Genomic DNA, 25,018 nt, shown 5'->3' with positions numbered 1-25,018 from the left:
CCGTCTCGTCCCGACCGAGTAGAGACACGATCCGAAGTGTCCGGACATCCCGGGGCGGTTCACGACTGGCCCCTGCTGTGGGCATGGATGGCCGCTGATCTGGTGGGTGTCGTATCCGCTGCCGGGCAGCTTCCAGAGCGCGTCGTACAGCGCTCGGACTGGTTCTGACGGGCGCGCGCCTTCCTCTTCCACGAGGCCGTGCTTCATCCACACGGCTTGTGCCATCGGGGTTTCGTTCGCCGGCCAGGTCAGCGTGCGTATCGCCGTCAGCGCGATGGGCGCGAAGGGAGTGAGGCCGGGCGGCGCGGGCGTGGCGGCGTCGGTGATGTGCGCCCGGGTGCTGTTCTCAGGGTGCACATGGAGGACACGGTATCCAGGGCTTGTTGAGGGGTCCCAGGTGCCGACGGTGCTCTGGTAGTCGTCGTATGCGCCGTCGAAGTAGAAGAAGGCAAGGCGGCCTTTGTGTGGGATGCCCAGCTCGGGCAGCAATTCCGCGACCGGTGCACAGTCGAAACTGAGCACGTGGCTGAGCGGGCCGTGGCCATCCCAGACGGGCCAGGAGTTGATCGGGAGGGTCGGCAAGCCGCCGAGCTGGGCGATCACGGGGTCGCCTTCGCCCGCATGGGCGAGCCTCAAAGCGGGGCGAAGCGTGGCTAGGAACTCCTCTGCCGCTGGGGCGGGCAGATGCTCCCGGGCGATCGCGGTCACGTGGCTGATGCGTTCTTCGGTCTCGTCGAATGCCCGGGTCGGCGATGCGGGCGCGGAGCCCTTGTCGGGGGGCTGAACGACTTCGACACCGCCGGCGGCCGCGGCGCGAAGGACGACCTGTGTCTCAACTCCATGCGCATCGCGCAGCCTGATCGTTGCGGTGAGTGTTCCGTCACGACCCAGCAGGATGCCGTCGTTGGAGCCTCCGAAGGGTTGTGCGGGCCCACCGATGGGCAGCTGCTCCATGATCGACCGGTGGTGTTGGTCGATCCGTCGCTGGATCTCTTCCCGAAGTGCGGCACGGCGGGTCATCAACTCGTCGTACCGGTCTGTCCGCTCTGCTCGTTCTGCTCCGAACACGACCGTTAACCTAGCCGGGCTCGATGCGCGTGGCCAGAAGTACCGGGGTCGAGTCCAGCTCGAATGGACCAACGGGCCCGGGAGCCGGCGGTTGTCGATCCCGGTACTCGCGTAGGAAGGGACGGAATGGGTCTGACTGTAACCAGGATCGCCGCACCCGTGGACCAGCTCGACAGCGGAGACGTCCTGCGGGAGCTGGGAGGGTTGATCGCCTTCCGCGCGATTCTGCCCGCGCAGAAGTGGTTCGTGCTCGATGTTGTGCGGCGCGAGCGCAACCAGGCGAGGTTGAGCGATATCGCGGACAAGCTGCAAGGTCTCGCCGAAACCGTCGGCATGCCGTCGCTTCTCGCTCATGTCGAGGACAGTGACTGCTCTCGTCCTAGGCATCTCGGCTCGTGATGCGCCGGCGCTGGTGGTGTTGGCGAGGTGTGCTGACCCCGCCCCGCGGGGTCAGCCTCGGCGGATTGCCCGTAGCCACCGCCGACGAGCGGTGACCTCCAGAGCCGGCGCCTCTGTTCCGTCGGGATCGTTGGCCCGGCGTTTGATGCCGGTGTGGAACGCAAAGATCAGGGATTGCTCGGCGTTGATCCCCGCGGCGTCGAGTAGGTCAGCGATCCGGGCCTGCTGTTCATCGGAGAGATGGTCCCACGTGGTCGCGGCGCTGACGGCAAGCCAGTTCGAGAGGCCGGCATGGCCGAGCGACGCGAGGTGTGGGTCGGGGTCGCCAGCCACGCGGAGGTCTGCTTCGACGCGGTGCCAACCGCCACTTGCTCGTGACAGTCGCCAGGCGGCTCGTCTGGTGGCCGGGCGTTCTGACGCCCAAGCTTCGTTCGCCATGGTTGGTGGCGCGCCCAATCGAGCCAGGGCTCGAGCGGCGGTGACGCTGACGCGAGGGCTGGGGTCGAGGAGCACGGGGGCAAGAAGGCTGACGACTTCCTCGCTGGTCGCGCGTCCGAGGATGGCGTTGACGGCCGTTGCGCGGACGCGCGCGTTCTGGTGGCTGAGGTGCTCGATGCAGGTGGGCAGGTCGGAGTCGTCGCCGACGACGGCGACGCCGTCCAGGCACGCCGCGCGAACGCGTGGTGGGATGGGAGCCGTTGCCAGCTGGTCGCGGTAGTGACCGATGATGTCGAGGCCACGTCGGCGTGCCCGCCATCGGGCTTGCTCTCGGACTCTGGGTGCGCGATCGGTCAGGAGTGCACGGAGTGCCTCGTCGGTGAGTTGGTCGTCCGGCATTCGGGTGAGCGCGACGAGCCGGGCTTCCACGCTGTTGGCGTCGAGCAGTTGGGTGATGTGGCTCTGGTCACCGGCGTGCATCAGCCAATCGGCGCAGGTGGCACGCAGCCACTGGTCGGGGTCGTTGCGTGCGGTGTCGACCAGTTGATCTGCGGTGAGGAGATTCCACTGGTGGCCGAGCTCATGTGCCCACCGACGGACACTCCGTCGGCTGCTTGAGCGGAGTATCCGAACGAGGTCATCCGGACCCACGCCAGCGACCAAGGCTCCCTGGACGTCGCTCACCGCCTTAGCTGCGTGCTGTCGGCCGCGGCCGGCCAGGACAACGTCGAGAACGACCGCCGCCGTGACGACGTCGAGCTGTGGCCGCAGGCTCGTCCAAGCGGCTGTCCGCACTTGTGGGACGTGGTCGAGGAGGCGAACAGTGAGCGCCGAGGTCGCGATGACTGCGCGCTTCGTCGCCAGGACCTGCGTTGCCCGTTCCCGTAATCGGCCGTCGACGTGCATGCTGGTGATGGTGGCGACGAATCCGGTCGGCTCATCGATGCTGGTGCTGAGCCAACCACGGACGCCGCTGACCGGGGTCCCTGTGGCGTAGGTGAAGGTGCGGGCGGCTTGGTCGAGGAGGAGCCAGGAGCGGCCATCGAGTGCCTCGAGTCGCGCAGCGCCTCTGCGCCAGTCGCCGGGGCCACCGTCGATGGCCTTGGATGCCAACGTGACCGCCAGCTCACGGGCTTCCGGCAGCGACATCATGGGTTCATCCTCTCGTGCCGGTCGTCGCAATCCCTACCGAGTGCCGCAGCAGGTCACACCGGGCTCTGTGGGTGTCGAGGGCGCCAGGTGAGGAGATCGGCTCCGAGATCGGCGATGAGGTCGTCGTTCTGCAGCAGCAAGAAGACGAACCCCACGGCGGCTGGCCGGACCGACCCGGGACACTCACCGACACCACCACTACGCACTGACCAGGGCTCGGCATGCCCCACGATCATGAGCGCCCCCTCCGGTCGACGTCCGTGTCGGCGGTTCCGGCACGCTGCCGGCGGCTCGTTCCGCCCGCCATCGACGCCCCCAACGTGTCCGACCGTGAGCGGCGACGTCCGGCCACCTACGACCGTCGTTTGGCGAATACGTGTCCAAGTTCGCCTGCCCGCCGCCCCTTCGTCCACGTTGCAGCAGGTCAGAGCCGGTCCGCGTGGCGGCGGCAGACCGCTCTCTCAAGGGCGGTAGCGCGGGTTCGAATCCCGTCGGGGCTACAGGGAAGCGCCCTTCACCTGCGGAAACGCCAGGTGAGGGGCGCTTACGTCTGTCCGGCCGTGACCGAAGCGCTCGGCAACCAACCCCCCGGGAAGCGGGATCCGGTTCGTCACCACCGACACTGTGACCCTCGTGCGGTATCCGTCCGGGATGGAGGCCTGTGGGTCGCAGTGGGTCGACCTGGGCGACGCGGAGGGGAATCACCTGGCCGAGTTCGGGCTGGCGCCAGTCGGACTCGCGGGACGTCGAACCATTCGAGGTGCTCAGCTCGATCGTCGGCGAGTCGGAGCGGTCCGGGTCGACGCGGACGGCACGCTGTACGAGATCACCGTGGCCGGCGGAGCCGGACTGCAACTGACGAGCGCGGCTGCGACCGACCCAGGCGTCCTCGAGACGCTCGCCGGCGCTGAGTCCACCGGCCACGTCCTTCTGCCGGCCGGCGTCGGGCCGCTGGAACTGCACGTCGACTACACCGACATCGCCGCGGCGGCCACCGGGGCGCAGGTGCCCGGACGACGCGATCTACAGATCGACCTGGTTGATCAATACCGACATTTCGGAGTTCGACACAGCCCTTCCGCCCGAGGTCGCGGAGTGGTCGTGTGCGCGATGCGCTCGACGTTGCCCCGCTCCACCATTGATCGTAGCTGGCGGCGGGTCAGGCCGAGCTCACGAGCCTCGGCCGACGTGAACGTCGACGGCAAAGCCGCGCCGGTACTTGCGGCCATGCCTGCCTCCATAGCGAGGATGAAGCGTCGCCAAAGTCCTACCCACCCCACGCCTGGGTGAGGAGGATTTTGGTCCGCGGCTGACCAACAGGGACCCGCAGATCGGAGGTGCTTCTGGAGGCAATGAGCGGCGCCGTGGTAGCGCCGAGGTCGTTCTCGCGGGGCGCCACCCGGCGCGTGGCTCAGCGATTTCCGCGCAGGTAGGTCAGGACCGCCGTCACGCGGCGGTCGGAGTCGGGATCGAGGTCGAGCTTGGCGAAGATGTTGCCGACGTGTTTGCGCACCGCGGCCTCGCTGACGAACAGGCGCGCGGCGATGGTGGGGTTGGTGTAGCCCTCGGCCATCAGGGCGAGGACCTCGTGCTCGCGTTCGGTCAGCGCGGTCAGGGGCCCGTCGTTGCGGCGCCGGGCCAGGAGGTGGCGCACGACGTCGGGGTCGACGACGGTGCCGCCCTGGGCGACTCGGTCGAGGCTGTCGAGGAACTCGCGAACGTGTCCGACGCGGTCCTTGAGGAGGTAGCCGATGCCTGCCTGGCTGGTCGCGGCCGTGGAGTCGAGCAGGTCGGCCACGTAGGCCTCGGCGATGTAGGCCGAGAGCAGCACGATGGCGATGCCGGGATGCCGCGCGCGGATGGCGACGGCGGCCCGGAGCCCTTCGTCGGTGTGCGTGGGCGGCATCCTGATGTCGGTGACCACGACGTCGGGCACGTGCCGTGCGGTGTAGGCCAGCAGGGCGTCGGCGTCAGCGACCGCGGCGAGGAGCTGGTGGCCGGCCTTCTCCAGGATGCCGGCGAGTCCTTCGCGCAGCAGGGCCGAGTCCTCGGCCAGCACGATCCGCAGCGCGGCCCGGCCGGTCGCGGCCGGGGTGGTCAGGTCGTCGGGCATGTCATCCTCACGGTGGTGGGCCCGCCGGGCGGGCTGGTGACCTCCAGAGTGCCGTCGATCGCCTCGAGCCGGGCGGTGAGGCCGGTGAGGCCGCTCCCGTCGGCCGGCTCGGCGCCGCCACGGCCGTCGTCGATGACCGTCACGGTCAGCATCTGGCCGGTCACCCATGCGTGGACCTGTGCCGTTGTGGCGCCGGAGTGCCGGGCGGTGTTGGTGAGCGCCTCGCTGACCACGAAGTACGCGGCCGTCTCGACCGGTGTGGGGAGGCGGCCATCGAGGTGGAGGTCGGTGTCGACCGGGACCGGGGAGCGGCCGGCGAGCTCGTGGATCGCGGCCGCCAGACCATGGTCAGTCAGCACCTGGGGGTGGATGCCGCGGACGGTGGCACGCAGCTCCGCCAGGGCCTCCTCCGCCAGCCCGTGTGCCTTCGTGACGAGGTCCAGCCCGGGTCCTCTGTCGAGCTCCAGCTCGGCCTGGCCCAGCGTCATGGTGAGGGCCACGAGACGCTGCTGCGCGCCGTCGTGCAGGTCGCGCTCGATGCGGCGGCGTTCGGCCTCGAACGCGTCCACGAGGCCGGCCCGGGACCGCCGGAGCTGGTTGACGGCGTCGACCAGCCGGGCTTCGAGGGGGTCGAGCAGGAGCCTGGCGAGAGCGGCCTGCCCACACGCCAGCGCGGTGATCAGATAGGCGACGGTCGCCGCGGCGACCAGACCGATACCGAACGCCGGCCAGGCCTCGGACGCGGTGTCGATCTGCCACCCGGCGACGTCCATCGTGTCCACCCGGACCAGCAGCGGCGCCAGGAGCAGCACCCCCGGCACCGCGATCGCCAGGATCAGCACGAGTGCGTCGACGACCCAGAGGACGGTGGCGAGCAGGACGGCGTACCCGAGCTCCGACCACGACATCGGCAGCGTCCGCCAGGCGCGCAGCCGTTCCCGCGGCGTGGCCGTCGGCCCGCCGCCCGGCGTCGTGGAGTGTGCCAGGGGGAGGACGAGGCGGAGCCTGGCCCGCTCCACCTCGGCCACGACGGTGGTGATCAGCGGAACGCTGGTCAGGAGCAGCAGCCCGACCACGATGACCGCGGTCAGCGCACCGAGACCGATCACCGCGGAGAGCGCCACCAGCACGACCAGTCCGACCGGGACGGTCGACACAAGGTACGCCAGGCATCGCCAGGGCCAGACCGACGTCAGGAACCGCCACGGCCGCCCCCGCAGGGCCGACCACGCGTCACGATGCGCAGCGGGCTGTGTCGCGGGGCGGGTCACGGGGGCCAGCGTAGGGGCTGCCTGGGGTGCCGACGGTAGCGCCGGCGCTACCCGTAATGTCGCGTCCGGGCCCGGGTGTTGCGGCGTCGCGGCCGCTGGACTGGATCCATGACGACATCGACGATCACCACGCCGCCCCGGCCGCCCGTGGCGGCGCCGGCGGTCGCCCTCGACGACGTGACCCGCACCTACAAGTCCCGCGCCGGGAGCGTCCACGCCCTGCGCGGCGTCACCCACGCGTTCGCCGCGGGTACCTACACCGCGATCATGGGCCCCTCGGGCTCGGGGAAGTCGACGCTGTTGCAGCTCGCGGCCGGGCTGGACACGCCCACGCACGGCCGGGTCAGCATCAGCGGCACCGACCTCGGCGGGCTCGGCCGGACCGCGCTGACGAAGTTCCGGCGCACCGCCATGGCCTTCGTCTTCCAGTCCTACAACCTCCTCGACGCGCTCTCGGCATTCGAGAACGTCGCCCTGCCCGCCCGCCTCGCCGGCCTGCGGATCGACCGCCGGGCTGTCCTCGACGCCCTGGACCGGGTCGGCCTGCGGGACCTGGCCAGGCGGCGGCCACCCACGCTGTCCGGCGGGCAGCAGCAGCGCGTCGCCATCGCCCGCGCCCTCTACGGACGACCGGACGTGCTCTTCGCCGACGAGCCCACCGGCGCGCTTGACCGCAACACCGGCCGCGACGTCCTCGACCTGCTCCGATCGCTGGCCGACGGGGGACAGACGGTGGTCATGGTGACCCACGACCCCCTCGCCGCCTCGTATGCCGACGAGACGCTGTTCCTCGCCGACGGCCAGCTCGTCGGACGGCTCCGGCACGCCGACGCGACCGCCATCGCACAGCGCATGAGCGAGCTGGAGCAGCGATGAGCATCGCCGGCGCGCTCACCAGCCCCGTGACCGGTCCGATAAGCCGGCTCGCCCGGCAGACCGTCCGCACGTCCTGGGTGGCATACCTCGGCGCGTTCGTCGCGCTGGCCAGCGGCGTGGTCCTGATCGCGACCACCGTCAACCTGATCGGATCGGTCGACGCCACCCTGGCCCACCTCGGCCCGGCCGCGACCCAGGACCAACGCGAGCAGCTCGACGGCCTGACGTCGATGTTCGGCATCATGTCCGGGGTCTCGATGTTCATGGCGCTGTTCGTGGTCGGCTCGACCTTCGGGTTCGTGATCGCCACCCGGCGCCGTGAACTCGGACTGCTCCGCCTCGTCGGCGCCACCGGCCGGCAAGTGCGACGTCTCGTCCTCGGCGAGTCGCTGGCGGTCTCGCTCGCGGCGTCCGTCGCCGGGTGCCTGGTCGCCACCCCACTGGTCCCACCCATCCTGGCTCTGGTCCGGCACGTCGGGGTCACCGACCAGCACCTCATCGCAGCGTCGCCGTCGCTGGCCTGGGCCATCGCCGCGCCGACCGGCTTGGTCGTCGCGTTGCTCGGCGCCTGGCGCTCGTCCCGGCGTGCCGCCAAGGTCTCGCCCAGTGCGGCGCTGCGCGAGGCGTCCATCGAACGCGGACGCCCCAGCCTGCCGCAGTGGATCGTCGGCACGATCTGCCTGGCCGGAGTGGTCGCGGCCGCCGTCCTCGCCCAGCACAGCGACCCCCTGTTCATGCTGGTCGCCTCGATCCTGCTGCCCGAGGTCGTCGTGATCGGGATCATGTGCTTCGGCTCGCTGCTGATCCCAGGCCTCGCCGCGCTGCTCGGCCGGCCGTTCGTCGACCGTGACGTCGCGGCCCGGATCGCCCGCGACGAGCTGCGCGCCGCCGTGCGTACCACCACGTCGGTCGCCGCACCGGTGCTCGCGATCTCCGCCATCGCCGGCTCGATGATCCTCTCGCTCAGCTTCACCGCCGACTGGACCTCCGCGCAGGACCGTGCCCGGCTCGACGCCCCGCTGGTCGTCCAGACCGACCCGGCCCACGCGCAGGAGGCTGTCACCACGATCGCCGCCGATCCGGACGTGCGGCTGGCCGACCCCCGTCACACCGCCATCGTCGCCCTCGCGGACGGCGAGGAGGAGGTCGACGCCGTCGACGTCGCCACCGCCACGGTCGCCCGCGGGCTGGAGGCGGTCGACGGCAGCCTCGACGACCTGCACGGCACCGCCGTCGCGGTCTCCGAGACCTGGGTGAGCGACTCGGGCAAGGACCTCGGCGACCACCTGTCCGCCCGAATCGACGGCCAGCCGGTCGACCTGCGCATCGTCGCCGTCGTTCACGACGCCCCGGACCTCTACGGCGAGCTCCTCGTTCCCGTGGACCTCGTCGCCGGCCAGCTGACCGGGACCGCTCCGAGCGAGCTGTTCGTCGTCCTCGAGCCCGGCGTAGACCCGGTCGCGGTGCGCGCGGCGCTGGCCGAGCGACTGGCCGGCAGCCAGGTCCGGACCGCCGACGAGTGGATCGACGCCGTCACCGCCGAGACCCGGCGTGCCAACAACCTCGGCCTCACGATCCTGCTGGGCCCGGCCGGCTTCTACGCCGCCATCGCCGTCGTGAACGCCACCCTGATCGGCGCGACCCAACGACGTCGCCAGCACCGCACGCTCGCCCTGCTCGGAGCCACAGGTGACCAGCTGCGCCGCACTGCGATCTGGCAAGCGGTGCTGATCACCGGCGCCGGGCTGGCTCTCGGCGGGCTCACCACCATCCTCCTCGGCATCCTCACGCGCCGTGCCATCGTCGCCGACCTCGCGGGCACCGGTGTCGATCCGGCCATGACCGTTCCCTGGCTGCCGCTGGCGGCGATCGGCGTCACGTGCGCCGTCCTCGCGCTCGCGGCGGCCCTCGCCGGAGCCCGCCCGGCCAGATCGTCAGGCCGCGGCTGAGGTCGGAAACCTTCAAGACGCGGCTGTGGCACGCTCGGACGATGGGGGTATGGCTATCGAGGGTGTCCGGCCCGGTGCAGGCCGCTACGAGGAACTGCGGGCCGGCTTAACCTCGCCGTGAGGCATCGTCCGGCGGTGATCGTCGAGGCGCGCAGCTCGGACGACGTGATCGGCGCGGTGGACGCTGGCCGCGTCCGCATGGGCAGCAGCCGCTGCATCCCATCTGTGCTCCTCTCGCCAGCACACTCGACGGTCATCCCACTCCCATGAATACGAATGGGTGTCGGTGTGCCTGCTGATGGAGCCCGATCGAGGAGAACAACCGACACCCGCCGGCCCTCCGGTTCGAGCGGTCCCAGGCAGCCTGCCAGATCGGATCCGCTCACTGTCGATGATGGCTTCAACGTGTCCGACGGTGAGCGACGACGTCCGGCCACCTGCGACCGTCGTTGGCGAATACGTGTCCAAGTTCGTCTGCATACCGCCGCATGGCGCGCGTTACAGCAGGTCAGGGTGGGTGCGCTCGCGGCCGGTGCGCCGCCCTAATGGGGGCTGGCGAGTCGGCCGTCCGGCAGACTCGCTCCTGGTAGCCGCCGGCGGGTGAGCACTTGTGTTCCGCCCTGGACGTCGAGTCCTGTTGAGAGATCGTGCCCTTGCTGGTGGCCGGGAGGATGAATCGCTGATGGGATGTCGTGCCCGCCGACTGGTGGCGTGAGCACTGATCCATTAGGTCGCTGATGGTTCTCCCGCGTGCTGCCGGGCGTGGTCGATGTCGAGACGGGAGAAGCGCGAGTGGTGCTGTTCGTGGGTGATGATTGGGCCGAGGAGCATCACGATGTCGAGGTGATGGACGCGGCCGGTCAGCGGCTGGCCAGGGCCAGATTGCCCGAGGGTGTGGCCGGGGTTGCCAGGTTGCACGCCATGATCGCCGAGCAGCTCGGCCACGAGGTCGACGAGGCGGAGGTGCTGGTCGGTATCGAGACCGACCGTGGCCCGTGGGTGGCCGCACTGATCGCGGCCGGTTACAGGGTGTTCGCGATCAACCCGTTGCAGGTGTCGCGCTATCGGGAACGGCACAGCGTCTCCGGTGCGAAGAGCGACGCGGCGGATGCGCACATGTTGGCCGACATGGTCCGCACCGATGCTCACCAGTTGCGTCCGGTTGCCGGTGACACGGCCGAGGCGGAGGCGGTGAAGGTGGTGTCACGGGCGCACAAGACGCTGATCTGGGAACGCACCCGGCACACGCAGCGGTTGCGGCAGGCGCTGCGGGAGTACTTCCCGGCGGCGTTGGAGGTTTTCGACGACCTGGATGCGGCCGACACGTTGGAGCTGCTGGCCAAGGCGCCGGACCCGGCATCGGCCGCGGCGCTCACGCTGGCGCAGATCCGTGGGGCGCTCCATCGGGCTCGGCGTCGTGACGTCGATGAGAAGGCGGCCCGGATCCAGGCGGTGCTGCGTGGTGAGCACCTGGGCCGCGCCGAGGTGATCACTGCGGCGTATGCGGCCACCACCCGGTCCGCGGCAGCAATCTTGGGCACGCTGAACGAGCAGGTCAAGGTGCTGGAGAGCCAGGTCGATGCGAATTTTGGTCAGCACCCGGACGCTGAGATCATCCTGTCCCAGCCGGGCATGGGCCGGATCCTCGGCGCCCGGGTGCTTGCCGAGTTCGGCGACGACCCGGCCCGCTACACCACCGCTAAGAACCGCAAGAACTATGCCGGCACGTCACCGATCACCCGTGCTTCGGGGAAGAAGAAGGCCGTGCTGGCCCGATTCGTGCACAACGACCGGCTCGTCGACGCGCTGATCAGCCAGGCCTTCTCCGCGTTGCAGGCCTCGCCCGGCGCCCGCGGCTACTACGACCAGCAGCGTGCTCGCGGCGCCGGGCACAACGCGGCCCTGCGCCAACTCGCGAACCGTCTCGTCGGAATCCTGCACGGATGCCTGAAGACCCGCACCCCCTACGACGAGGCCACCGCCTGGTCGCACCACCACGCCAACCACACCGGACAAGAAGCGATCGCCGCTTGACCCTCGAGCTCCTGGGATGTCTCTCAAGGCGGTAGCGCGGGTTCGATTCCGTCGGGCTACAGAGAGGTGCCGCATACCGGTGGGAACGTCAGGCGAGGGCCGCTAGCGTCCGTCCTACCGTCGCCGGCTCTGGGCGACCTTCTACACGCAGCAACTGTCGTTGCCGGCTCACGGGCTCGAGAGTGTGTTGTGTGACCCGTTGGTGAGCTGCCGCGTCTCTGCTTCCAGGCGGGCGGAGCTACGAGTTGATATGCCAGAGGACGCAACGCTCATCCGTCATGGTGTGCGTGATCCAGACGCTCATGGTGGCGCCGACAGCTTCGAACAAGTCGCATCTGACCTGGGCTGACGCCTTGTGGTCGGCTAGGCTGGTCAGACTCCTGCGATGCACCCCAAGTCGTTCGTTCCCCGTCAACGGGTGGAACCCGTACTGGACAGCGTCCGGCCTCACGCCCATGCGGCCGTGGTGTGACGCCCTGTCTGCCTACATTGAGCAGACAATAGGGATCAGCGGGTGAGCGCCTGGCGTCGGTACATGGCTGGGGTCATGCCGTAGTGACGACGAAATGCCTCGTAGAGCCTGGCGGTCGAACCGAATCCAGAGCGGTGCCCCACGGCCCTGATGGGTAGATCAGTTGCAGTGAGCAGCCGTCGCGCCTCGGCAAGACGCAGACGGACGACATACCCCTTGACGGTGATCCCGCATACGGTCTGGAAGGTGGTCGTCAGGTGATCGCGGTTACGCCCGACGGCTCGTGCGACGTCGTCCACGGTGATGTGCTCGCCGAAGTGTCGCGTGACGTATCGGATCGCGTTGGCCACGACATTCGCCGCAGCGCGGTTGACGCGAGGGCCAGCTGTCGCGGCGGCTCCAGGCGTGTGATGGAGAAGCCTCAGCAGGAGCGCGTGCATCTCCATCTCTGCAGACATCATCAGGTGTGGGTCTTTCGTCGTCAGGTCCGCGCTCCAGCGCGCGAAGTCCAGGCCGTTCACGGCTAGCTGCGCAGGCGACGGGACCAGCTTCACCAGTTCGCCGTCAAGCAACCGGCCGAGTACCGGCGCTGAGCTCGCCCACGCCAGGACGTTCACGATCGGAACCTGCGCCACGTGGTAGACGGTCAGCGGCGGTTTCGGATCCACGTCTCGATGCGGCACCCCGCCCCAGAAGGCCAGCAGATCGCCGGGGACGAGCCGAACCTCGAGTCCCGCGCAGTCCAGTGTGATCTCACCGGATTCGACCAGGTGGATCTCGATCTCCAGGTGCGTATGGAATCCGGAGTCGCGCAGGTCAGGCTCCCCTTGGGAGTCCACGTGGCGCCGGAAGGTGAACGCGGACAGCCCGTGGCCATAGTCCTCGAACCGAGCGCTCTCAGCAGTTGGCGGACGGGTCATGCACACCCCCGTGTTTCGGGAACAATCCTAGGCGAGTCATGAGTGTCGCCGAGCAAAACTGCCATGCGATAGTCGAAAGTGCTACGCCAAGGTGACCGGCAGACGGCACCCAGGTGAATGTCCGGTGTCGCCGCAGGACACCCAGGAGTCTCGTGCGGGCCAAACCCGTCCCTGACGTGAGGGTGTCGACCGGTTCTTCGGTGCTGGACCGCCCCACATCCGAATGCGGCGCCACCAAGTATGCGAGGAGTTCGTAGATGACGGCACCCCCGACGCACCTTCGGGTCGAACACTTCGACGAGCGCCTGGGTGTGTCCGTGCAGGCGCCACGGTTGTCATGGCGTCTCCCGTCCGATGCTGCGGTCCAGGTGGCCTACCAGGTGCGAGCCGGGTCGTGGGACTCCGGACGCGTCGAGTCCGATCAGAGCCGTCTGGTGCCCTATGCCGGGCCGGCGGCGCGCAGCGAGGATCGGGTGGAGTGGGCGGTGAAGGTTTGGACCGACGTCGGGGAAAGCACTTGGTCCACGCCGTCGTGGTGGGAGATGGGCCTGCTGCGGGCGGACGACTGGATCGCCGAATGGATCTGTCCACCTGCCGAGGGAGCGCTGTCGCCGCAAGATGTGTGGCAGCTACGCGGTTCGTGCGTACTCGCACCACAGGTGGGCCGCGCCCGCCTTCACGTCACCGCGCAGGGCATCTACGAATTCTTCATCAACGGCTACCGCGTCGGAGACCGGGAGCTGACGCCCGGTTTTACCAGCTACTCCACGATCCTGCAGGTGCAGACGTACGACGTCACCGAAATGCTGCTGCCGGGCGAGAACGCGCTCGGCGCGGTTGTCTCCGGCGGTTGGTTGAAGTGGGCCCCGATCAACCAACGCGCTCCGGTGGCACTCCTCGCGCAGCTGCATGTGTACGACCGGGATGGGACGCGGATCCGGATCGGGACCGGCCCAGCCTGGCGTTGCGCCCGCGGCGCCATCCGAGCTGCCAACCTGCAGGAAGGCCAGATCACCGATTTCAACGAGGAGACACCTGGCTGGAGCGCGCCCGGAACCGACATGACTCATTGGCGCCCGGCGGAGGCGCGCGCGCTCGACTTCACCCGGCTCACGGGTTCACCGGCACCGCCGGTCCGCCGGGTCGACGAGCTGCGCCCGGCCGCAGTAAATCGCCTGGCCCGCGACCGTCTGATCGTCGACCTCGGCCAGAACATCAATGGATGGATCCGGCTCACCAAACTTGGCGCCGCCGGGACGACGTTGACCCTCACGCATGGGGAAGCGCTAGACCCCGACGGCGATGTGACGATCCATCACCTGGCGGGAGCTGATGGGAAGCACCACCGGCCGTTCCAGCAAGACGTCGTGACCTCGGCCGACGACCCGGACGCTGTGTTCGAGCCCAGGCACACCACGCACGGTTTCCGGTATGTGCGCATCGAGGGCGACGTCGACGGTATCGGCGACGACGACGTCACCGGGGTAGTCGTACACACCGACATGCGCCGCACCGGGTGGTTTCTCTGCAACGACGAGCGCATCAATCGTCTGCACGAGGCGGCAGTGTGGAGCTTCCGCGGCAATGCCTGTGACATCCCGACCGACTGTCCGACCCGGGAACGAGCCGGGTGGACCGGCGACTGGCAGATCTTCGTGCCCGCGGCTGCGTTCCTCTACGACGTCGCCGGGTTCTCCGCGAAGTGGCTGCGCGACCTCGCGGCCGATCAGCGACCAGACGGCGTCGTCTGGCACAGCGCTCCGAACCCGAGCCTGGACCACGTCCATCCGCCAGGCTCGGCCGGCTGGGGCGACGCCGCGGTGATGGTGCCATGGGAGATCTACCGCGCCAACGGCGATCGGGACCTGCTCGAGCATCAGTGGGCGTCGATGACCGCATGGGTGGACTACGCCGCACGTTCGGCTCGCACCGGCCGACACCCCAGCCGCGCCGCAACTCGACCGGTGCCGGCGCCGCACGAACAGTTCCTGTGGGACACCGGATTTCATTGGGGCGAATGGCTGGAACCTAACGGAGCCACGGAACAGGCACGGCCGGTCCCGGTCGAGTCGATGCTGACCGAGCTGCGCGCGGCCGATCCGGGCAGTATCGCCACGGCCTACCTGCACCATTCCGCTCACCTCCTGGCCAAGATCGCCACCATCCTCGGCCGAGACGACGAGGCCATTAGGTACCAGCGCCTGGCCGCCCGCAGCCGTCAGGCATGGCAAGCCGAGTACCTCAACGCCGACGGCACCATCACACCCGACACCCAGGCGAGCTATGTACGCGCCCTTGCCTTCCGCCTTGTGCCAGACGAGCTGCAGCCAGCCGCCGCGTCCCGGCTCGTCGACCTGATCCGCGAGCGGGACACCCACCTGAACACAGGATTCCTCGCCACCCCGTACCTGCTGCCCGTGCTTGCGGAAGCCGGCCACCTCGACGTGGCGCACGAACTGCTGTTCCAAGACACCGAACCGTCCTGGCTCACCATGATCGACCGGAATGCCACGACCGTCTGGGAGCACTGGTCCGGGCTGGATGCGCAGGGCAGACCGGACGCGCCTGCAGGTGTCGGCTCGCTGAACCATTACAGCAAGGGCGCCGTGATCTCCTTCCTGCATCGCTACACCGCCGGAATCCAGATCCTGGACGAATCCCCGGCCTATCGCCGTTTCCGCGTCGCTCCACGACCCGGTCCCGGCCTGGAGTGGGTCCGCGCCGCGCACGACTCCCCGTACGGGCGGATCGAGGTCGCATGGCAGCTCGAGGATGACGAGTTCACCCTCGAGGTCACGGTCCCGCCTGGCACCACCGCGGACGTCACACTGCCGGACGAACAGACCGCCGAGGCCCGCCCCGGAACCACGCGGTACAGATGCAGGCCGCCATGGACCCACGACCGTCCTCACACGACCGTGACAGAACCGGTCTGATCCCACCGCCCACCGTGGTCAGCGTGAGATGACCATCTCGATGAGGAGAGAAAGCATGGCGCACGACACCCACCTGTCGCGACGGAACTTCCTCTGGATCACCGCCGGGGCCGCAGCGTTGAGCGCGTGCTCCGGTTCCAATGACACCGGAGCGTCCGCTGACGGCGCCAGCGACGATCCGGCCGCCGCTCGCATCCTGCGCTACCACGACCGGACAAGCGCCCCGGACTCCCTGGATCCCGCGCGAGGCGGCGGGAACGTCACCCTGCTCACCTACGACATGCTGATCCGCAAGGCGCCGGATGGCAGCTACGAGCCCCAGCTCGCTACCTCCTGGGGCTACGTCGGCTCCGGCAACACCACGTTCGAGATCGCTCTGCGCCCCGATGTCAGCTTCACCGATGGCGAACCGGTCACCGCTGAGGCCGTCAAGGCCAACATCGAGTACCGCCGCGACCCCGCAGTCGGCAGCCAGTCCGCGCCCCACCTCGCGCTCATCTCGCAGATCGAGATGGTTGATGAGCTGACGGTTCGGCTGCACCTATCCGAACCGAACCCGCTGATGCCGGAGCTGTTCAGCCAGAGCCCAGGCGGACCCGGCTTGCTGATCAATCCTGCCGTCCTGGCGGACCCGAGCGTCCTGGCAACCGAGACCTACGGCGTAGGCCGGTACATGCTCGACCCGGCGGAGACGGTCCTCGGCGACCACTACGCGCTGGTGCCCGATCCCACCTACTGGAACGCCGATGACATCGTCTGGGACAAGGTCCTCATCCATTACATGCCCGAGGAGAGCGCAGCACTCGCAGCGTTGCAGAGCGGCCAACTCGACGCCGCGCGTGTCACCTTCGCCTCCGTGGAGGCCGGCAAGGCGGCCGGGCTCGCGGCGACCGGCCCCGGCTATCCCATCGTGCTGGGTCTGAACCTCATCGATCGTGCCGGCCAGACGTCGCCGGCTCTGGGCGACGAACGGGTACGCCAGGCGCTCAACTACGCCGTCGACCGGGAGAAGATCGTCACCGCCCTCGTCGGCGATTCCGGCCGTCCCACCGACCAGCTGTCCGCCCCGGGCCAGCCGGGCTGGCACGACGAGCCGTTTTATCCATACGACCCCGACCGTGCCACCGAGCTGCTCACCGACGCCGGGTACGCCGACGGGTTCGCCTTCACCGTCCGGATCCCTCAGTCTGAGGAGCATGTCCGTCTGACCCAGGCCATCGCAGACAATCTCTCCGAGATCGGCGTCGAGATGAAGATCGATGCCATTCCCCCGGACCAGTACCAGGGCGACGACGCGACCAACCGCGGGTACGGAGCGCTGTACCTCGGTTGGGGGGTCGAGCCTCCGTATCGGATGGCCTCGAACTTCTGGCTGCCCAACGCGACCAACAATGCTTTCGACACCCTCGACCAGGACCTGGTCGATCTGAACCAGCAGAGCGCTGCCGCCGATGAGGATGCCCGCGCAGACCTTGACCAGCAGATCATCGCCCGGGTCGCTGAACTCGCCTGGTTCCTCCCGATCGTGCTGCACGGTGAGTCCGTCCTGTTCAACAGTGACGTGGTGGAGGTGCCCTGGGTCGACTTCGCGAGCGTGCCTCTTGTCAGTGAGTTCCGTCCGGCGGGCTAGGAGCCCCGACCCGGAACTGTGAACCACCGAGGAAGGAGGCAGAAACATGTTCCGACTCATCACACGGCGCCTCGCCATCTCCGCCGTGCTGCTCTTCGTCATCTCGCTGCTGACATTCATCCTGCAGTCCCTCGCGCCTGGTGACGTGGCCGAAACCATCCTCGGATCCGGGTCGGGCAGCGTCGGGCGTAGCTACTCCGAGGAGCAGTACCAGCAGCTGCGGCAGGAACTCGGGCTGGATCAGCCGTTGCTGGTTCAGTATTGGAACTGGCTCACTAGCGCGGTTCTCGGCGATCTGGGCACGTCACCCGTCAGTGGCCTTGACGTCACTGCGGCGATCAGCAGCCGGCTACCGGTCACACTGTCGCTGGTCGCGCTCGGTACGCTCGCCACTGCCATTGTGGGTGTGGGGCTCGGCGTGGTCAGCGCCGTCCGCGGCGGGCGGCTGGGCCGAGTCGTCGACGTGCTGTCGCTGCTTGGGTCCGCACTGCCGAACTTCTGGCTGGCTCTGCTGTTCATGGCCCTCTTCGCGGTCACACTTGGTTTGCTACCCGCGACGGGCTTCGTGTCGTTCACCGATTCGCCGCAGGGCTGGGCGGAGAGCCTGGTCCTGCCCGTCACCACGCTGGTCGTCGCCGGCGCGGCCACCTTCGCCAAACAGACGCGCGACTCCATGCTCACCGCGCTGACACATGACTCCGTGCGGATGCTGCGCGCCAACGGCGCATCGGAGGCGTCGATCGTGTGGCGGCACGCATTGCGCAACGCCGCCATCCCTGTGGTGACGCTCGTTGGTCTGGTGTTCATCGGCCTGTTCAGCGGCGCGGTCTTCATCGAGAACGTGTTCGCCCTCCCCGGCATCGGGCGGCTGGCGGTCCAAGCCGCCAACCAACACGACCTGCCCGTCGTGCAAGGTGTCGTGGTTGCACTCACCCTGGTGGTGATCGTCACGAACCTGCTGGTCGACCTGACCTACGGCTGGCTCAACCCGAAGGTGCGTACGCCATGACGACCACCACATCGACCACCCGGCAGGCCACTGATCCGGCCAACCCGGAGACATCGCGTGCTGCGGACGGCACCGGCGGCGGCGGCGCCTCGCCTCGTTCTGGCCGGCGGACCTGGCGGGCGGCGCTCGGCCGCCCGCTGGCAGTCGTGTCGCTCGTCTACCTCGTCCTGCTCGTCGTCGCCGCGATCGCCGCGCCCGCCGTCGCGCCGTTCGACCCGGCCGATCTGGACTTGGACAGCGTGCTGGCTGGGCCATCCGCTGAGCACCTCCTCGGCACTGACGCGCTGGGGCGAGATGTCCTCAGCCGGCTGATCTACGGCGGCCGGGTCAGTCTCCTCAACGCGGCCATCGCCGCGTTGACCTTCCTCGTCGTCGGCGTCGTTGGCGGCCTTGCGGCCGGCTTCTACCGTGGCTGGGTCGACCGCGCGATCACCGGGGTCGTGGACATCATGATCGCGATTCCCGGCCTCATCATCCTGCTCGTCGTCCTCGCTGTGTTCGGCGGGAACATGACCGTGGCGATGGTCGCCCTCGGCGTGCTCGCAGCGCCGGGATTCGCCCGCGTCATGCGAGCCGTCACGCTCGCGGTCCGGGCCGAGCCGTACATCGCGGCCGCACAGGTCTCCGGTCTTCCGAACAGGCGCATCATCGTCCACCACGTCATCCCCCGAGTGACCGGCCCGATCCTGGTGCAGTTCTCCCTGTTCTGCGGAGCGGCCCTGCTCGTCGACGCCGGCCTGGCCTACCTCGGGTTCGGCGCACAGCCACCGACACCGACCTGGGGTGGCATGATCGTCGAGGCCAGCACGGTGATGCAGCAGCAGCCATGGCTGCTCGTGCCGGCCGGAGCGACCCTGGGCCTCGCGACCCTGGCGTTCGCGCTGCTCGGCGATGCCGTGCGCGATGCGACCGAAGAACGCACTGGCCGCACAGCCTTCCGGTCGCGGCGAGCACCCGCTGTGGCGAACCGCGAACCAGTCTCGGTCCCCGCCGGTGATGAGCCAACGCCGACAGCCTTGCTCAGGCTGCGCCACGTGTCGATCGCGCTGCCGGTCAATGGAGCGCTGACCACCGTCGTGGACGACGTCAACCTCGACGTCGAGGCCGGCGAGACAGTCGGGCTGGTCGGGGAATCGGGATGCGGCAAATCGATCACCGCAAGCGCAGTGCTCGGCCTGCTGCCCGCAGGCGCGCAGATCACCGGCGGTCAGATCTGGTTCGACGGCACCGACCTCACGTCGGCGCAGCCTCGGACCATCCAGAAGCTACGCGGTTCGCGCATCGCGATGATCGCTCAAGACCCGATCGCCAGCCTCGACCCCGTGTTCTCCGTCGGCCAGCAGGTCAGCGAACTGGTGCGCCGGCATCACGGCGGATCCCGCGCGGCGGCGCGCACGCACACCCTCGAGTTGCTGGCGAACGTCAGCCTCCGTGATCCCGACCGGGTCGCGAGCAGCTATCCCCACGAGCTCTCCGGCGGAATGGCCCAGCGTGTCGCCCTCGCCATGGCACTCGCGGGGGACCCGGATCTGCTCATCGCCGACGAGCCCACTACCGCCCTGGATGTCACCGTCCAAGCTGAGATCCTCGAACTGCTGCAGCGGCTACAACGCGAACGCGGGATGGCGGTGCTGCTCATCACCCACGACTGGGGCGTGGTCGGGTCGGCCTGCCACCGGGCGAACGTCATGTACGCCGGCCAGGTGGTCGAGACCTGCGATGTCGCGTCCATGTTCAGGTCGCCGTCACACCCCTACACGGTCGGACTGCTTCAGTCGACGCCGCATCAGGCGACTCCATTGGAGCACCTGCGGGCGGTTCCGGGTGCCGTGCCGGCGCCAGGTGCCTGGCCGGCCGGTTGCCACTTCGCGCCACGATGTGCGCTCGCCGCCGCGGACTGCGGCGCCGCCCCCATCGGCCTGGCCGAGGCCGCACCGAAACACCTCACCCGTTGTCTGCACCACGACCAGATCGCACGCTTGGAGGCGCCGTGACCGAGCCGCTGCTGGAGGTCCGAGACCTGATCGTGGAGTATCCCGGTCGACGCCGCGGCGATGCCCGGATCCGCGCGGTCGACCACGTCAGCCTGCACGTCGGCACGGGCGAAACGCTCGGCCTGGTGGGCGAGTCCGGTTCGGGCAAATCGACGATCGGCAACGCGATCCTCGGACTCGTCGCGCCGACAAGCGGCAAGATCCTCTTCCAGGGGCGTGACGTCACCCAAGCCTCTGCCCGTCAACGTCGCGAACTGAGCGGGCACATCCAGGTGATCTTCCAGGACCCGTACGGCTCGCTGAACCCGTCGCGCACGATCGGACATACCCTCACCGAGCCGTTGCGCGTCGTGCACGGACTTCGCCGGGCCGCCGCCGAGTCCCGTGTCGCTGACGGCCTGGCCAGAGTCGGCATGCCGCCGGACACCGTCCGCCGCTACCCGGCCGAGTTCTCAGGCGGTCAGCGACAACGCATCGCCATCGCCCGCGCCATCATCCACCAACCCCAGATCATCGTCTGCGACGAGCCCACCAGCGCGCTGGACCTGTCCATCCAGGCGCAAATCCTGAACCTGCTGCTCGACCTACAGCAGCAGCTCCACCTCAGCTACCTGCTCATCTCCCACGACATCGACGTCGTCCGCCACATGTCCCACCGAACCGCGGTACTCCTGCGAGGCGGCATTGTGGAGCAAGGACCGACCCACCAGATCACCAGCGAACCCAGCCATGACTACACCCGCGCCCTTCTCGCCGCCGTCCCGCAGGCGTCCGTCCCGAGCGGAGCGCAGTCGTGAGCGCGCGTCAGCTCCTCGTCAACGGACCCTGGCCCAGCCAGTTCGACCTGAACGTCGGTGAGGCCGTCCAGCTGCACGCGCCCGAGGGAGACGTGGTCGTCACCCTCCGGGCCGTCGGCCACGACACCGAGCCGGACCTCTGGACCGGAGTCTCGCCTAACAAGGCGATCTACGTCGCCGCCCAGGTCAGGATCGAGATCGACGGTGAACCCATCACTCTCAAATGCCGGCCAGGAGAACGACCCACCACCATCGGCCCCGTGCGGCTCTATGTCGAAACCACCCGAGATTGGGCGCGGTCGCCGAGCCAATTCCGGCCGATCAGCGGTGTCGACCAGGCTGTCCGGTTCTCCGCCGTGCCAGCCGGCGCTACCTGGGGTCCGGACGACCTCGTGTTCCCGATCGGCAACTATCGGTGGCGCAGCAGCACCTACCAGAACACCTGGGGAGCCCAAGTCCCGTTCAACACGTACTACTACCACCGCGGCGAGGACCTCGGCGCCGTTCCAGACCGGCTCCCTGTCCTCGCCGTCGCTGATGCCACCGTCCGAAAGTCACCCGAGCCCGGGCAACCAGTGGACAGCAACTACGTCCTCCTGGACGTCGGGCACGACGTCGCCGTCCGCTACGCGCACATGAACATCGACACCATCCGGCCTCGCGTGCGACCGAACCAAAGGCTCGACCGCGGCGCACCCATCGGGCTCACTGGCCAGACCTGCGATGGGTCCAAGTCTCAGCACGACGACCCCCATCTGCACGTCGACGTGTTCCGCGGCGGCAGCCCCATCAGCCCCTACCCGATGTATCTCGAGTCGTACTTCCGCACCTACGCCGACACGGTGCTCGCCGTGGCGGGCGGGTTCGGCTACACACTCGCGGGCCACACCTATCGCCTCGACGGCACCCGCTCCGTCGCCAGGCCCGGCGCCGCCATCGTTGACTACGAGTGGCGTCTGCACGACGGTCAAGTCGTCCACGGCCCGATCACCAATGTGGTGTACGACAAGCCCGGATACTTCGCCGAAGAACTGGTCGTACGGACGGCCGACGGCGCCGAGGACCGCGACGCGATCTCCGTTGTGGTCTACGAGCCCATCCTGCGAAGCGACGTTCCCCGCGGCTGGGTCCACTACAGCCCGTCCAGAGAGATCCACCCGGGAACGCCGGTGGAGTTCTGGAGCCGGCTACGCGACGTCGTCGGAGCCGCCATCGAGTTCGGCGACGGCGCGACGACCGACATCGCGCCCAACGGCGAGATCACCCACTCCTACAGCCGGGCCGGCCTCTACGTCGCCACCGTCCGCGGTGTCGGCCTGCGAGGTGAGCACGTCAGCCTCAAGCTGCGGATCCGCGTGGAGAGTCAGGGAAGGGGCTGATCGCACTGTGGGCGACGTCGACACGCGGATCGCCGGTGCGGTTGGAGGGCGGCTGCGTTCGCTGCGGTCGCGACGTCGACTGACGCTGGCACAGGTTGTGGCAGCAGCATCTGGGGGCAGTTTTACTCTCAGCACGCTTGGCTCATGGGAGCGTGGGGACCGGGTGCCGTCCATCGACACACTGGTGCAGCTCGCCCGCTTCTACCAGGTCACGGTCGGCTATCTGGTTGCCGGCGAAGACAGCCCGGCACAGCGGGCCACCGCAACCAGCCTCCACGCTGACGCGGTGGGGCTGCTGATCGCCGCCCGGTTCCATCCCGACATCGAGCGAGATGCTCGGGCGGCGCTCATAACTGCACTGCACGCCGGGATCCCACTCTGGGACCTCGCACTGGAGACCGGACGGTCCGGCCTCGAGCTGGCCACGCTCATCGACGATGACCAACTGCGCCGGCGCGCCCTGGAGACCGAACTTGCCAGTGCGTGCGACTACGCAGCCCGAGTACGCGCAGCAGTTCGGGCCGTCAGATCCCAAGCACAAGCGCCCAGTACGACGCTCGAGGACTCGGCCCGTCACTCTCCTCAACACACGGAGGTCTCATGAGAAGCGCTGTTCCGCTCACTCGAACCGCCACCGGGCATGTCCGCGAGCCGGCACGAGACCTGCCGGTGTACGCCGAGGTCGACGTCCTCGTCGTCGGTGGCGGGCCGGCAGGGATCGGCGCAGCCCTTGGCGCCGCTCGGTCAGGCATGAACACCCTGCTCGTCGAACGGTACGGCTGCCTCGGTGGAATCTGGACGGCCGGCCTTCTGAATCCGTACTTCGACGCGGCCGGCAAGGGCGGAATTCCAGAGGAGATCATCGGCAGGCTGCATCAGCATGGTGGCCGGCGGGCGGTCCAAAACTGGGACGACGTGTCGATGATCGCCAACGTATTCGACTTCGAGTCGATGAAGTACGTCCTGGACGTGATGACGGCCGAGGCGGGCGTTCGTCCCCTGTTCTACACCTCGGCGGTGGCGACCGTCATCGACGGCGATCGAGTCGCCGGCGTGGTCGTGGAGAACAAGTCTGGTCGCTCTGCCATCCTCGCCGGCGTCACCATCGACTGCACGGGCGATGGCGACGTAGCCCATCACGCAGGATGTGAGTACGAGATGGGCCGGCTCGATGACGGGCAGCTACAACCGATGACACTGCAGTTCACGGTGCAGGGAATCACGTGGCCGCGATTCGGTGAAGCCTATGACGTGCTGGCCCGATACAACACTCCGGAAGCCCTGGCGCGGATCCCATTCCGCTCTCTGGCACCTGTGCCCATCGCCGGACATGACGACAGCCGGGCCATGATGTGGACGCACATCCACGGTGCCGACGGCACCAACGCTGATGACCTCACCTCCGCGGTGATCGAAGGACGTCAACAGGTGCAATCTGCCATGGTGCTGCTCGCAGCCGCACGGGATGTCCTCGGAGAGGGGCGCCTGATCGCGACGGCCATGCAGGTGGGCGTGCGAGAGACCCGCCGCATCCGCGGGGAGTACTACCTGGAGCTGAACGATCTGCTCCAGGGCCGCACATTCGACGACGGTGTCTGCGAGGTGACGTTCAACGTCGACATCCACGATCCAGACGACACTCATATGAAGACCCGGGCCGTACCGAGATACCAGGTGCCGTACCGATGCCTCGTTCCGCAATCCGTTGACGATCTCTTGGTCGCGGGGCGCTGCATCTCCGGATCACATGAAGCGCACGGCTCCTACCGCGTCACCGGAAACTGTGTCGCCATGGGTGAAGCCGCAGGTGTCGCGGCCGGGATGTCCGTTCAGGCCAGCACGACACCCCGCGCGATCGACGGCACAAAGGTCAAGGCCGAGCTGCAGCGTCGCGGCGCGACGATCTCATAGGCAGGAAGGGCCGGCCTGTGGCTACTCGGATGGCGGCCATGTTGAGCCGAGGCACCCGTCGCTGAGCGACCCATTCACGTCGCCGTGCCCGGCGCTCGTTCGCCCGGTCGTGAGCGTCTATGCCTCCGATCATTCACGGGCGAGCCGTTCCCAAGATCATGTGAGGTTCATGGGATGATCTTGTTGGCGAGCCTGGGCGAGGATGGCTGATACTGACTCAGACAGGGCTACGACCAGGGGCGATGCGCATCGCAGCAGGTGTCGAGCGGCGGGTTTCCTTCTTCGGGACGAAGAGGTCGTTGGTTCGCAAGCACGACACCAGAGCTGCCGGCCATGTTCGACGACGTTGTGCCGCTTGTAGATGGTCTTGTTGAACCCGACCGGGCGACCGCCGGCCGACCCACGCCGACGTCGTTCGGCCCGCTGGTCGGCTGGTTCGGGAACGGTGTGAGCGATCCCGCGGCGCCGGTGCCGCCGAATACCGGTACGGCGCCGCCGGCAGCGTCGGCCGCGGTCACGACGACGATGCCGTATGCCCAGCGCATGGAACTCGCCCGTGCCACAGGCCGCGAACACCGAGTCCGGCCGGGTCGCCGGCGTCGGTGTGGTCGGTGAGCTGATCCTCGCGGTCGCGGAAGCCCAGCAGCGTGGCCTCCAGCGGGTTGGCGTC

At 68.5% G+C, this 25,018-nt stretch carries 18 protein-coding genes and 1 pseudogene; 12 read left to right on the top strand and 7 right to left on the bottom strand.

Annotation, left to right across the window (positions count from 1 at the left end):
• Nucleotides 1-1,068: DUF1963 domain-containing protein (locus ACW62_RS31920; RefSeq protein ID WP_169792173.1), on the bottom strand; the 1,068-nt coding region annotated here is incomplete at its 3' end.
• Between the two features lie 159 nt (nucleotides 1,069-1,227).
• On the opposite strand from ACW62_RS31920, the gene ACW62_RS34935 reads away from it, so the two are divergent.
• Entirely contained in the window at nucleotides 1,228-1,467 is a 240-nt protein-coding gene (locus tag ACW62_RS34935; RefSeq protein WP_169792172.1) for a hypothetical protein, read from the top strand.
• Between the two features lie 51 nt (nucleotides 1,468-1,518).
• On the opposite strand, the gene ACW62_RS31910 is transcribed toward ACW62_RS34935, so the two are convergent.
• The 4 genes from ACW62_RS31910 to ACW62_RS31900 form a co-directional block, all read right to left on the bottom strand.
• Entirely contained in the window at nucleotides 1,519-3,057 is a 1,539-nt protein-coding gene (locus tag ACW62_RS31910) for a HEAT repeat domain-containing protein (RefSeq protein WP_053208167.1), read from the bottom strand.
• 1,043 nt (nucleotides 3,058-4,100) lie between these two features.
• A complete protein-coding gene (locus tag ACW62_RS36705; protein WP_420843633.1) occupies nucleotides 4,101-4,286 on the bottom strand; it encodes a type IV toxin-antitoxin system AbiEi family antitoxin domain-containing protein in 186 nt (61 codons plus the stop codon).
• Nucleotides 4,287-4,468: 182 nt separating this feature from the next.
• Nucleotides 4,469-5,170: a response regulator gene (locus tag ACW62_RS31905; protein WP_053208166.1), complete on the bottom strand. Its 702-nt coding sequence runs from the start codon at nucleotides 5,168-5,170 to the stop codon at nucleotides 4,469-4,471.
• Complete coding sequence (locus tag ACW62_RS31900) at nucleotides 5,155-6,327, bottom strand: sensor histidine kinase (RefSeq protein WP_205629735.1); 1,173 nt, start codon at nucleotides 6,325-6,327, stop codon at nucleotides 5,155-5,157. Before ACW62_RS31900 ends, ACW62_RS31905 begins: the two co-directional genes overlap by 16 nt.
• A gap of 222 nt (nucleotides 6,328-6,549) precedes the next feature.
• On the opposite strand from ACW62_RS31900, the gene ACW62_RS31895 reads away from it, so the two are divergent.
• The 3 genes from ACW62_RS31895 to ACW62_RS31885 all read left to right on the top strand — a co-directional run bounded on the left by ACW62_RS31895 (nucleotide 6,550) and on the right by ACW62_RS31885 (nucleotide 11,300).
• The gene (locus ACW62_RS31895; protein ID WP_053208165.1) at nucleotides 6,550-7,317 is read left to right on the top strand and encodes an ABC transporter ATP-binding protein; all 768 of its coding nucleotides are present in this window, start codon (nucleotides 6,550-6,552) and stop codon (nucleotides 7,315-7,317) included.
• Entirely contained in the window at nucleotides 7,314-9,266 is a 1,953-nt protein-coding gene (locus ACW62_RS31890) for an FtsX-like permease family protein (protein WP_053208164.1), read from the top strand. Before ACW62_RS31895 ends, ACW62_RS31890 begins: the two co-directional genes overlap by 4 nt.
• A 795-nt stretch (nucleotides 9,267-10,061) precedes the next feature.
• Nucleotides 10,062-11,300: an IS110 family RNA-guided transposase gene (locus tag ACW62_RS31885; protein ID WP_157575128.1), complete on the top strand. Its 1,239-nt coding sequence runs from the start codon at nucleotides 10,062-10,064 to the stop codon at nucleotides 11,298-11,300.
• 507 nt (nucleotides 11,301-11,807) lie between these two features.
• Here the strand turns inward: ACW62_RS31885 and ACW62_RS31875 are convergent.
• Nucleotides 11,808-12,692: an AraC family transcriptional regulator gene (locus ACW62_RS31875; RefSeq protein WP_157575125.1), complete on the bottom strand. Its 885-nt coding sequence runs from the start codon at nucleotides 12,690-12,692 to the stop codon at nucleotides 11,808-11,810.
• Between the two features lie 257 nt (nucleotides 12,693-12,949).
• On the opposite strand from ACW62_RS31875, the gene ACW62_RS31870 reads away from it, so the two are divergent.
• From ACW62_RS31870 to ACW62_RS31835, 8 genes are read left to right on the top strand one after another with little or no spacing between them, the layout of a single operon-like run.
• Entirely contained in the window at nucleotides 12,950-15,628 is a 2,679-nt protein-coding gene (locus ACW62_RS31870; protein WP_053208161.1) for a family 78 glycoside hydrolase catalytic domain, read from the top strand.
• Nucleotides 15,629-15,683: 55 nt separating this feature from the next.
• Nucleotides 15,684-17,258, top strand: coding sequence for an ABC transporter substrate-binding protein (locus tag ACW62_RS31865; RefSeq protein ID WP_053208160.1), 1,575 nt, complete (start codon nucleotides 15,684-15,686; stop codon nucleotides 17,256-17,258).
• Nucleotides 17,259-17,304: 46 nt separating this feature from the next.
• Entirely contained in the window at nucleotides 17,305-18,267 is a 963-nt protein-coding gene (locus ACW62_RS31860; RefSeq protein WP_053208159.1) for an ABC transporter permease, read from the top strand.
• The gene (locus ACW62_RS31855; RefSeq protein ID WP_083460415.1) at nucleotides 18,264-20,261 is read left to right on the top strand and encodes a dipeptide/oligopeptide/nickel ABC transporter permease/ATP-binding protein; all 1,998 of its coding nucleotides are present in this window, start codon (nucleotides 18,264-18,266) and stop codon (nucleotides 20,259-20,261) included. Before ACW62_RS31860 ends, ACW62_RS31855 begins: the two co-directional genes overlap by 4 nt.
• Nucleotides 20,258-21,058, top strand: coding sequence for an ATP-binding cassette domain-containing protein (locus ACW62_RS31850; protein WP_053208158.1), 801 nt, complete (start codon nucleotides 20,258-20,260; stop codon nucleotides 21,056-21,058). Before ACW62_RS31855 ends, ACW62_RS31850 begins: the two co-directional genes overlap by 4 nt.
• Nucleotides 21,055-22,437, top strand: coding sequence for a PKD domain-containing protein (locus ACW62_RS31845; RefSeq protein ID WP_053208157.1), 1,383 nt, complete (start codon nucleotides 21,055-21,057; stop codon nucleotides 22,435-22,437). The genes ACW62_RS31850 and ACW62_RS31845 overlap by 4 nt, the downstream gene beginning before the upstream one ends.
• Entirely contained in the window at nucleotides 22,367-23,041 is a 675-nt protein-coding gene (locus tag ACW62_RS33585; protein WP_083460413.1) for a helix-turn-helix domain-containing protein, read from the top strand. The genes ACW62_RS31845 and ACW62_RS33585 overlap by 71 nt, the downstream gene beginning before the upstream one ends.
• Entirely contained in the window at nucleotides 23,038-24,348 is a 1,311-nt protein-coding gene (locus ACW62_RS31835; protein WP_083460412.1) for an FAD-dependent oxidoreductase, read from the top strand. The genes ACW62_RS33585 and ACW62_RS31835 overlap by 4 nt, the downstream gene beginning before the upstream one ends.
• Nucleotides 24,349-24,684: 336 nt before the next feature.
• On the opposite strand, the pseudogene ACW62_RS36060 reads toward ACW62_RS31835, so the two are convergent.
• Nucleotides 24,685-24,828, bottom strand: a pseudogene (locus tag ACW62_RS36060) (IS5/IS1182 family transposase); the annotation flags it as partial.
• Between the last annotated feature and the right edge of the window lie 190 nt (nucleotides 24,829-25,018).

It is taken from the genome of Jiangella muralis (assembly GCF_001270745.1).
Classification (GTDB): domain Bacteria; phylum Actinomycetota; class Actinomycetes; order Jiangellales; family Jiangellaceae; genus Jiangella; species Jiangella muralis.
The sequence above is the reverse complement of the archived record's forward strand: the minus strand, read 5'-3'. Positions and strand labels throughout refer to the sequence as shown.